General features: G+C 68.8%; 9 protein-coding genes and 1 pseudogene. All 10 read right to left on the bottom strand.

What is annotated here, in order from left to right; all coding sequences use genetic code 11:
* Positions 1 to 2,217: chromosome segregation protein SMC (gene smc / locus B4L26_RS16070; protein ID WP_290720375.1), on the bottom strand; the 2,217-nt coding region annotated here is incomplete at its 3' end.
* 19 nt (positions 2,218 to 2,236) lie between these two features.
* On the bottom strand, positions 2,237 to 2,518 hold the full coding sequence (locus B4L26_RS16065; protein ID WP_290720374.1) for an acylphosphatase: 282 nt from the start codon (positions 2,516 to 2,518) through the stop codon (positions 2,237 to 2,239).
* 8 nt (positions 2,519 to 2,526) lie between these two features.
* On the bottom strand, positions 2,527 to 2,934 hold the full coding sequence (locus tag B4L26_RS16060; protein WP_290720372.1) for an OsmC family protein: 408 nt from the start codon (positions 2,932 to 2,934) through the stop codon (positions 2,527 to 2,529).
* A 59-nt stretch (positions 2,935 to 2,993) separates the two neighbouring features.
* A complete protein-coding gene (locus B4L26_RS16055) occupies positions 2,994 to 3,284 on the bottom strand; it encodes a type II toxin-antitoxin system RelE/ParE family toxin (RefSeq protein WP_290720370.1) in 291 nt (96 codons plus the stop codon).
* Positions 3,281 to 3,514 (bottom strand): type II toxin-antitoxin system ParD family antitoxin, encoded by a 234-nt coding sequence (locus B4L26_RS16050; protein ID WP_290720369.1) that lies wholly within the window; start codon positions 3,512 to 3,514, stop codon positions 3,281 to 3,283. Before B4L26_RS16050 ends, B4L26_RS16055 begins: the two co-directional genes overlap by 4 nt.
* Before the next feature lie 61 nt (positions 3,515 to 3,575).
* Entirely contained in the window at positions 3,576 to 4,124 is a 549-nt protein-coding gene (locus B4L26_RS16045; RefSeq protein WP_290720368.1) for a DUF6434 domain-containing protein, read from the bottom strand.
* Positions 4,125 to 4,159: 35 nt separating this feature from the next.
* Positions 4,160 to 5,044, bottom strand: coding sequence for a bifunctional DNA-formamidopyrimidine glycosylase/DNA-(apurinic or apyrimidinic site) lyase (gene mutM, locus B4L26_RS16040; RefSeq protein ID WP_290720366.1), 885 nt, complete (start codon positions 5,042 to 5,044; stop codon positions 4,160 to 4,162).
* A complete protein-coding gene (gene rnc, locus B4L26_RS16035; protein WP_290720364.1) occupies positions 5,037 to 5,744 on the bottom strand; it encodes a ribonuclease III in 708 nt (235 codons plus the stop codon). The genes mutM and rnc overlap by 8 nt, the downstream gene beginning before the upstream one ends.
* Complete coding sequence (locus B4L26_RS16030; protein ID WP_290720381.1) at positions 5,737 to 6,237, bottom strand: YceD family protein; 501 nt, start codon at positions 6,235 to 6,237, stop codon at positions 5,737 to 5,739. The genes rnc and B4L26_RS16030 overlap by 8 nt, the downstream gene beginning before the upstream one ends.
* A 97-nt stretch (positions 6,238 to 6,334) precedes the next feature.
* Positions 6,335 to 6,846, bottom strand: a pseudogene (locus B4L26_RS16025) (DivIVA domain-containing protein); the annotation flags it as partial.

Here is a 6,846-nt window from a genome sequence, read left to right as displayed (position 1 = left end):
GGTCAGGCGGTCGCTCTCGTCGTGCGCCGCGCGGATGTCCTGGCCGAGGCGGGCCAGGTGCTCGTAGGCGGCGCCCAGTGACGAATCCGACTCGTGCAGCGCGGCGAGCGCCTCGTCGGCTGCCTCGCTGCGGTCGTCCTGCTCGGTGAGCGCACCGGCCAGGGCCGCGCCGACTTCCTCGGCGGTGCGGTTGGCGTGGGCGAGTTCGGTGGTCGCCGCATCGATCGCCGACTGCACCTCCAGGCTGGAGGTGCGCCGAGCCGAGCCGCCCTCGACGGCGGCGGCGGCGATCCGATCACCGTCGGCGGTCACAACGGTCAGGTCCGGATGCTGCGCTACTAGGGCACTGCCGACCGCGGCGGCGTCGGCCACATCGGTGCCCAGGACGACGACGTCGTGCAGAAGGGTGTCGACGGCCCCGCGGATCGACGGCGGGCAGGTGACGACCGCACGCGCCCACCGCGCTCCTGCAGGCAGCGACGCCCCACCCGGCGCGGGCAGTGCGCGCAGCCCACCGACCAACAGCGCGGCACGACCACCGTCGCCGGCTTTCAGGGCGGCGACGGCACGTGCAGCGGCCAGTGCGTCGACGGTGGCGATGGCGTCGACGGTCGGACCGAGCGCACCGGCGACGGCCGGTTCGAACCCCGCCTCGACGGTCAGCAGGTCCGATACCGGAGCGAGCAGTCCGTCGGCGGCGTGCTCCAGCAGCCAGGCCCCGCCGTCGTTGCGCTCCAGGCCGACGGCCAGCGCCTCGATGCGCGCGGTCAGGGAGGCGATCTTCTGTTCGGCTTCACGCTCGGCGGTGCGCAGGGTTTCGACCCGCTCGTCGGCCGCGGCCGCTGCTGCCGTGCACCGCTCGTGGTGCTCGTCGAGCCCCTGCTCGGCCGACTCCATCTCGGCGACCGACGCGGCTACCGCATCCATCCCGGCCTGGGCCTTCTCCGCCCGCTCGACCGCGGCCTCGATCGCCGTCGTCAGACGCGCGGTTTCGGCGTCGACGGAATCGGCGCGCGTCCTCAGGTTCGCGACCTCGCCCTCGAGCCGTGCCAGTCCCTCACGGCGGTCGGCGACGGCGGCGACGGCGGCCGCATGGGCGCGCTCAACCGCGGTGGCGTGTTCCTCGGCGGTGGCCAGGCGAGCCTTGACCTCTTCCAATGCAGCACCGGCCTGCTCGACTGCCGCGGCGAGCTGGGCTTCCAGTTCGGCCGCGCGGACCGCCTGTTCCTCGAGCTCGTCGGGGTCGGGACCGCTCGCGACCGTCGTCGGCGTCGCCAGGTGCTTGCCGCGCTCGGAGGCGACGCGGATCGTCGCATCGACGCGCTCGGCCAGGGCCGACAGCCGGAACCATCCCTGGCCGGCGGTATGGGCGGCCGGCTCGATCTGGGCCAGCGCCTCCTCGCGCCGCGCCAGTTCGGCCGACGCGGCGTCCAGGGCCGTAGCGACCTGGGTCTGCTGGGCGCGGATGGTGTCCTCGAGCGCCGACTGCTCGGCCATGTCGGCGCGGCGTACGACGAGGTCGTCGGCCGCCAGACGCAGTCGGGCGTCACGCAGGTCCGCCTGGACGGTGGCGGCGCGGCGGGCTACCTCGGCCTGGCGTCCGAGGGGCTTGAGCTGGCGCCGCAGTTCACCGGTGAGGTCGGTCAGCCGGGCGAGGTTAGCCTGCATGGAGTCGAGTTTGCGGACGGCCTTCTCTTTGCGCTTTCGATGCTTGAGGACGCCGGCGGCCTCCTCGATAAAGGCACGACGGTCCTCCGGGCGGGACTCGAGGATCGCGGCAAGGCGGCCCTGCCCGACGATGACGTGCATCTCGCGCCCGATACCGGAGTCACTCAGCAGTTCCTGCACGTCCATCAGGCGGCAGGACTGGCCGTTGATCTCGTACTCGCCGGCTCCGTCGCGGAACATGCGCCGCGTGATGGACACCTCGGAGTAGTCGATGGGCAGCGCACCGTCGGAGTTGTCGATCGTCAGCGTGACCTCGGCGCGACCCAGCGGCGGCCGGCCCGACGTCCCCGCGAAGATGACGTCTTCCATCTTTCCGCCGCGCAGGGTCTTGGCACCCTGCTCCCCCATCACCCACGCGAGGGCGTCCACGACGTTGCTCTTCCCCGACCCGTTGGGACCCACCACACAGGTGATCCCGGGTTCAAAGCGCAGCGTCGTGGCCGACGCAAACGACTTGAACCCCTTCAGGGTCAGCGATTTCAGATGCACGACGGTACAGACTACCCATTCACCGCTCGACGAACCCGGTCAGTTCACCGCGTGCCGATTCGAATCGCTCGACCACGGTGTCGACGCGCCCGGGCGTGTCTGGTCCGCGCAGGTAGGCCAGCAGTTGGTCGAGGTCGGTGCGGGGTCCTTCGGCGACGACGTGGACGCGCCCGTCGGCAAGGTTCGCCGCGTACCCGACGAGGCCCAGTTGCAGTGCCCGCGAGCGCGTCGACCAGCGAAACCCGACGCCCTGCACGTGGCCGTGGACGAAGGCGCTGAGCCGCTGATGCGCGTGCGACATCCTCGTCGTCAGTCCGTCGCGATGGTGAGATTGACCTGCGTGCCCGCCTTCAGCGTGCGCCCCACCGTGCAGGTCCGGTCGATGGCGCGCTGCGCGACGACGAGAAGGCGCTGCGCGGCATCTGCGTCGAGTTCAGACAGGTCGAGTTCGAAGACCTCGTCGAGGACGGGATAGGTCTCCGACTCACGGTCGGCGGTGCCGCTGACGCGGACGGTGGCGTCATAGTCGTCGCCGAGTCGGCGTGCCAGGGTCACGTCCGAGGCCATGCCGCTGCACGCGGCGAGCGCGATCTTCAACAGTTCGCCGGGCGTGAAAACACCGTCGACGTCCTCGGACCCGATCTGCACGGTCGCCCCGCGCGAGCTCTCGCCGACGTAGCGGCGCGGACCGGTGCGCTGCACCCAGAGTTCAGTCATGGCTCTATTCAACACCGTTGGGAGTCAACGCCGTTGGGCCCGTTGGACCTGGTTGCAGATCAGAGGTGGCGTGCCGGGTCCATCCGCTGATGTAGGAGCCGGATCACGTCGACACCATCAGGCCGCGCGATATAGAAGAGAACATGGCTTCCGATGCTGTAGCGGCGGTATCCCTCGCGGATGCCGTCGCAGGCGCGTCCCCGATCGGGATCGTCGGCGATGCGCTCGAAGGCTGCCCTGATCTCGTTGATGTAGATCTCGGCCTGCTGGAGATCCCAGTGTTCAGCTATGTAGTCCCAGATCTCGGAAAGGTCGGACTGCGCCGCAGGTGTTAGTCGGTATGCCGTCACGACTTCTTCGCCGCGATGAAGGCGTCGAAGTCGAAGGGTTCCGGAGCGCCACTCGCCTCACCTGCTGCAAGTGCGGCGCGGAGTGCCGCCATCTGCGTCTCCTGATCCTCAAGGAGGCGCAGCCCAGCGCGCACGACCTCACTGGCAGACCGGTACCGACCCGAAGCGACCTCCTTCGACAGGAAATCTGCGAAGTGCTCGTCGAGGCTGATTGAGGTGTTCTGCACCATCCCGCGATGATACCAATATTTGGTATTTTCATGATGTCTCACGACCGATCGACGCCCCGCTCTACCGCTCGTCGATCGGCAGGCCCCGGTAGGCGGCCCACTCGGCCAGTAGTTGCTCGCGCGAGCCGGCGGGATTGGCGCGGTGCCAATCGCGGGTGAACCGGTTGTACTCGAACTGTGCGTCGATCTCACACGGCCCGCCGTTCCGGGTGGCCCGCCAGTGCACTAAGGCATCACCCAACGTCGTCGTACCGTCGGCCGAGCCGATGAATTCGCGCATCGCGGCGTCGAAGTGGAACTGCTGGCCGACCTGGTCGACGAACCACGCGCGCAGCACCTGGCTGCACCGCTGCCCCGGCGGGATGACGGTGGATTCGGTCAGGTCGCCGCCGAGTTGGCGGCCACCGGTCCGTCGCGCCGGTGCCGGCTCAATGAACTCACTTCCGTCGAGGGTCACCGCGATCCGTTGCGCCAGAAGCTCCTTGGCGCCGCTAGTCGCGATCCCCAGTGTGCGCGCGAAGGCAACTAATTCGTCCTTGCGCCAGTACCAACGGGTGAACTCTGCGGCGGGCAGCGCGGGCGTCAGCGGTGGTCGGGCAGACTCTGGCACCGGACGATCCTATGACTCAGCCAGACGACGGTCTGTCAGCGGCCGCGCGCAGAACGCTGGCAGTGCGCGCAGTAGAAAGAACTCCGGTTCATGAACTGTTCACGGCGCATCGTCGAGCCACAGCGATAGCACGGCTCCCCTTCCCGCCCGTAGGCGTTCAGAGACCGCGCGAAATAGCCCGACTCACCGTTGACGTTCACATACAGCTCGTCAAAGGACGTGCCCCCGACGGCCAGCGCCTCCGCCATGACATCGCGGGCGTGGCCGAGGAGTTCGACGAGCTTGGCCCGCGAGATCGAGTCGGTGAGCCGCGTCCCGCGCAGCCGGGCACGCCACAGCGCTTCGTCGGCGTAGATGTTGCCGATCCCCGACACCAGCGTCTGGTCGAGCAGGGCGCGCTTGACCTCGGTGTGCTTGCGGCGCATCGCCGACGCGACAACCACGGCGTCGAAGGCGGGGTCGAACGGGTCGGGTGCGATGTGCGCGACGACCGACGGCACCGATGCACCGACGGTGTAGACGTCGGGCACCAGCTCGTCGACCTGCCAGCCACCAAAGGTGCGCTGGTCGACGAACCAGAAGTCGCGATCACCCAGGCTCGTCGAGATCCGCAGATGGGGTGAGGGCTCAGTGGCTGCGACGTCGTCGATGATGCGCAGCTGCCCGCTCATCCCCAGGTGGATGACCAGGGCCTCGTCGACGATGCCGGCCTCGTCGGCCAGCTCAAGCCACAGATACTTGCCGCGACGCCGCGTCGCATGCGCGGTCGTGCCGGTCAGGCGGCCGACCAGTTCCGCGGCTCCCCCGGCCTGCCTGCGAACGGCGCGGTCGTGGTGCACGCGGACCTCGGAAAAGGAGCGACCGACGACGTGCTTGTCGACACCGAGGCGAACGGTCTCGACCTCGGGGAGTTCAGGCACCGCGCTCGTCGAGCATGCGCCACGCCTCCTGCGCGGCGACCTGCTCGGCCTCCTTCTTCGATCGGCCGACACCGCTGCCGAGTTCCTCACCGCCGACGACAGCCGTGGCGGTGAACTCCTTGTCGTGGTCGGGGCCGGTGGAGGTGATGTTGTAGCTTGGCGGTCCCAAGGATCGCGCGGCCGCCAACTCCTGCAGCGAGGTCTTCCAGTCCAGCCCGGCTCCCAGGCTGCCGGCCTCGGCGACGGCATCGCTGAACAGCGCGAGGATCACCTCGCGCGTGCGGTCGAATCCGTGCGACAAATAGATGGCACCCAGCAGTGCCTCCGTACCGTCGGCGAGGATGCTGTCCTTGTCGCGCCCGCCGGTCATCTCCTCACCGCGGCCCAAGTACAGATGGCGGCCGAGGCCTCCCGGCCCCAACGTGCGGGCCAGTCGCGCCAGCGCTTGCCCGTTCACCACGCTGGCTCGGATTTTGGCCAGTGCACCTTCTGGTCGGTCGGGATAGTCGCAGTACAGCTTTTCGGTGATCACGACGCCCAGAACAGAGTCGCCGAGGAACTCCAGGCGCTCGTTGGTCGGCAGCCCGCCGTTCTCGTAGGCGTAGGAACGGTGCGTCAGCGCCAGGGTCAACAGGTCATCGTCGAGGGTGACTCCCAAGGCGTCCAGCAAGGTCGCGGAATCGCGCCCGGAGTCAGCCATTGTCGGTGGTTTGGTCGCCCATCTGCCCGAGCTTATCGGCGAGACCCGCCCAACGTGGGTCGATTTTCTCGTGTGAGTGCCCGGGTTCGGCGACGGCGAGCGCAACACCGCAGTCGGGGCATAGTCCGGGGCAATCCTCGCGACACAGCGGCGACATCGGCAGTTCCAGCCCGACCGCGTCGATGAGGCTCTGTTCGAGGTCGATCTGGTCGCCGTCGACCCGGTGCACCTCCTCGTCGGAGGTCGTCTTGTCGGTCTCACTGTCGGGGTACGCGAACAGCTCGGTGAGGAATACCGTGACGGTGTCCTCCACCGGTTCGAGGCAGCGCGAGCACTGGCCGGCGGTCTCGCCGGACGCGGTGCCGGTGACCAACACGCCTTCCGAAACCGACTCCATGCGCAGGTCGAGGTCGACCTCGGTATCGGGCTCGATGGCGATCATCTCCGACCCGATGCGGATGGGAGTTCGGACGGTGCGGTGCGACTCGATCATGCTGCCGGGACGACGGCCCAACGAGCGGAGGTCGACTACAAAGGGTGCGTCTGTCACACCGACACGATACGCCGGAGGTGAGACAGCCGAAGCGGACCTATCCCGCGAGCGGGGTTTCGCGGTCGCGCTTCTCGTGCTTGTCCTTCTCGTCGACGGCCCGCGGGTACTCGACGTAGTCGTGCATACCCGCACCGGTGCGCAGCTGCTGGCGACCGCGGCCGACCGACCGAATCGTCCCGGTGAGGATCTGCTCGAAGTCGGCGAGCTTCTGGTCGACGTAGATGTCGCAGTCCCCGCGCAGACGGTCGGCCTCGGCGTGTGCCGCGTCGACGATGCGCCCTGCCTCGGACTTGGCTGCGACGACCACTTCATCCTGGGCGACCAGGCGCTGCTGCTCGGCGATGCCGTCGGCCACCGAGCGCTCGTAGTGGGCGTTGGCGTTCTCGACGATGCGCGCTGCCTCGGCACGGGCCCGGCCGGTGACCGCCTCGTGCTCGCGGGCGGCGCCGGTAGTGAGGCGGTGCGCCTCCTCGGTGGCGTCGGAGATCAGTACGCGGCTGTGGCTCGACGCGTCGTCGACCATGCGATCGGCGGCGGCGCGGGCCTCGC

Origin of the sequence: Gordonia sp. UBA7599, assembly GCA_002477755.1 — a bacterium.
Taxonomy (GTDB): Bacteria; Actinomycetota; Actinomycetes; order Mycobacteriales; family Mycobacteriaceae; genus Gordonia.
This window is presented reverse-complemented; position numbering and strand designations above follow the sequence as displayed.

What these genes read in the sequence shown, in the direction of transcription:
- B4L26_RS16065 (WP_290720374.1), bottom strand. Translation starts at nt 2,518, where the DNA reads ATGTCGCACGCGCATCAGCGGCTCAGCGCCTTCGTCCACGGCCACGTG.
- B4L26_RS16060 (WP_290720372.1), bottom strand. Translation starts at nt 2,934, where the DNA reads ATGACTGAACTCTGGGTGCAGCGCACCGGTCCGCGCCGCTACGTCGGC.
- B4L26_RS16050 (WP_290720369.1), bottom strand. Translation starts at nt 3,514, where the DNA reads ATGGTGCAGAACACCTCAATCAGCCTCGACGAGCACTTCGCAGATTTC.
- rnc (WP_290720364.1), bottom strand. Translation starts at nt 5,744, where the DNA reads ATGGCTGACTCCGGGCGCGATTCCGCGACCTTGCTGGACGCCTTGGGA.
- B4L26_RS16030 (WP_290720381.1), bottom strand. Translation starts at nt 6,237, where the DNA reads ATGATCGAGTCGCACCGCACCGTCCGAACTCCCATCCGCATCGGGTCG.